Raw genomic sequence first — 2,572 nt, 5'->3', positions numbered from 1 at the left:
CCAGTCCGTCGTTGGTGCACAAGCAGCTCAAGATGCTGCGCCTGGTCGTACCCGACGGGCGCCGGGGTCTCGCGGTGTCGTATATCGCGGCTGCCTACGCGGCGTACAAACGCCTGAGGCTGTACGAAATGGCGCGCAACCCGGACTCCCGGCAGACAGCGGCCGACGAGCTGGCTCGGCACAAGGTGCGCCTGTGAAGCATTACCTGCTCTACGCGTCCGAACGCTACGCGCTTGGAATAATGCGGCCCCTGCAGGCAGCCATCCGTGCTCGCGGAGACGAAGCGGCGTGGTTTTTTGACGGTCCCGGCGCAGACGAACTCGCGACGGGCGAGCGCGTGCTGGGTAGCGTGGGCGAGGTGATGGATTTTTCTCCCGCCGCCGTTTTTGCGCCGGGCAACCACGTGCCGGGATTTTTCCCGGGCGTTAAGGTAGCCGTTTTTCATGGATTCGACGCCGGCAAACCCAAGCACGTTTATGTCCGGGGTTTTTATGACCTCTATTGCACCACCGGGCCGGGAGACACGGCTGCGTTTGAGCGACTGGCCGACTCGCTCGGCTACTTCGGCGTCAAGGAGACCGGCTGGCCCAAGCTCGACCCCTACGCCGGCTTCGCAAACTCGCGTGCAGGCGACAAACCGGTCGTGCTCTACCACTCGACCTTTTCGCCGTCCTGGAGCGCGGCGGGAGTACTGTTCGAGCAAGTAAGCCGCATGTCGGCCACGGGGCGCTGGCGCTGGATTGTCTGCCTGCATCCCAAGACCAACAGCGACACCGTGGCGCGCTATCGCTCGCTGGTGGGTGAGAATCTCGAGTTCAACGAGGACGACAACATACTCGACGTGTTTCCTCGTGCGGACGTGATGGTTTCAGACACGTCGTCGGCCCTGTCGGAGTTCCTGCTCTGGCAGAAGCCGGTGGTCACATTCAAGAACCGCCGGCCGGGGCCCGAGCTTATAGACATCGATGAGCCCGCCTTGCTGGAATCGGCCATAGAGCGGGCGCTGCAACGACCCACCGGCTTGATGGCGGCGATAAAAGAATACACCGACGCCATACACCCGGCCCGCGACGGGCGGGCGAGTGAACGCGTGCTTGCCGCGGTTGATGAGTTCATTGCCGAGGGCAGTGATCAGCTGCTAAAGAAACCACTCAACCTCTGGCGCAACTGGAGGGTTCGTCGGCGGCTGGCCAGGCTGGGCGTATGACCGTTTCGGACCTGCCGATAAAGGTTCTCGTAGTAACGGGTCACAGCAATCGCTTTCACAGTGACCTGCCGCAGACCATGGCCCTGGTGGGCCTCAAACGCGCGGGCGTAGAAATAGAAATCATGTGTCCCGAAACCGCGCCGACGCGACAGCTGATGGTGGACGCGGGTATCAGGGTCAGCCACTTGGCCATCGGCAGCCGTTTTGATTTTGCCGCGCGCCGGGCACTGAGTGATCGGCTGGCCGGTGGTGGCTACGACATAGTGCACGCGTTCAACGCCCACGCCTTGCAGAACGTGTTGCCTGCGGCCAGGGGTAGCGGCACCGGGGTGCTTGTCTATCGTGGCACTGTTGGCAACGTGTCGGTGTTTGACCCGATGGCCTGGGCTACCTACCTGCACCCGCGCCTCGATGGTATAGCTTGCGTGTGCGACGCGGCCCGCGAGTTTTTTGACACGCAACTTCACCTGCCCTGGTGGCGTTTCCCCGTCGGCAAGGCGGTCACCATAGCCAAGGGCCACGACCTTGACTGGTACCAGGAGCCCCCGGTTGCGCGCGCAGAGCTGGGTGTGCCCGATGATGCCTTCCTGGTTGCCTGCCTGGTCAACGAGCGGCCGCGCAAGGGCTTGTCGTATCTTGTCGATGCCCTGCCCGCCATGCGCTGCGAAGGCAGCCCGGTACACCTGCTGCTGATAGGGAGTGTTCATGTGAAAAAGACGCTCGCCTCTATCGCGGCCAGTCCTGCGCGCGATAGGATCCATCTTGTTGGGTTTCGCAGCGACGCGGCCCAGGTGCAGGCGGCTTGCGACGTGTGCGTGTTGCCCACGCTCAAGCGCGAGGGACTGCCGCGCGCGGTGATCGAGGGTATGGCCTACGGGGTGACGCCGGTCGTGACCAGCGCGGGCGGCAGCAAGGAGCTCATCGTGGACGGCGAGTCGGGGCTGGTCATCGAGCCGGCGTCAGCGGTTGCCATAAGCGATGCGGTGAACTATCTCGCGGCCGACCCTGAGCGCAACCGGGCGATGGGAGAGGCCGCCAGACAACGAATAGCGAGTCATTTCAGCGTGGAGGCGACGGTTGAGAAAACGCTGGCTCTCTACCGCGAGCTGATCGCCGACGGCCGGCCATGAGGTTGACCCGCTGCGGGGGCGGGCCCGGTGGGGTGAGCGACGGGATTTGAACCCGCGACCACCGGAATCACAATCCGGGGCTCTACCAACTGAGCTACGCTCACCGTACGCACCGCAGGAAACGCGAAGTTAGCCAGAACACGCGGTGCTGTAAAGACTACGGGGTCAGTCGATGCCGTGGTCTTTTTCCCAACGCGTGATCGCCTCTTCGTGACGCAGCGTGAGCCCAACCTGG

The 2,572-nt window shown here is 63.5% G+C and carries 2 protein-coding genes and 1 tRNA gene; 2 read left to right on the top strand and 1 reads right to left on the bottom strand.

Annotated elements, in window-relative coordinates; translation table 11 throughout:
- Window positions 1–241: 241 nt before the first annotated feature.
- Together EYQ35_06520 and EYQ35_06515 are read left to right on the top strand one after the other, a co-directional pair.
- Complete coding sequence (locus EYQ35_06520; GenBank protein ID HIF63787.1) at window positions 242–1,207, top strand: CDP-glycerol glycerophosphotransferase family protein; 966 nt, start codon at window positions 242–244, stop codon at window positions 1,205–1,207.
- The gene (locus tag EYQ35_06515) at window positions 1,204–2,337 is read left to right on the top strand and encodes a glycosyltransferase family 1 protein (GenBank protein HIF63786.1); all 1,134 of its coding nucleotides are present in this window, start codon (window positions 1,204–1,206) and stop codon (window positions 2,335–2,337) included. The genes EYQ35_06520 and EYQ35_06515 overlap by 4 nt, the downstream gene beginning before the upstream one ends.
- A gap of 28 nt (window positions 2,338–2,365) precedes the next feature.
- Here EYQ35_06515 and EYQ35_06510 read toward each other — a convergent pair.
- Window positions 2,366–2,441: transfer RNA gene (locus tag EYQ35_06510), tRNA-His, on the bottom strand.
- Window positions 2,442–2,572: the final 131 nt, after the last annotated feature.

The organism is Candidatus Binatota bacterium, assembly GCA_012960245.1.
GTDB lineage: Bacteria > Desulfobacterota > Binatia > UBA1149 > UBA1149 > UBA1149.
This window is presented reverse-complemented; position numbering and strand designations above follow the sequence as displayed.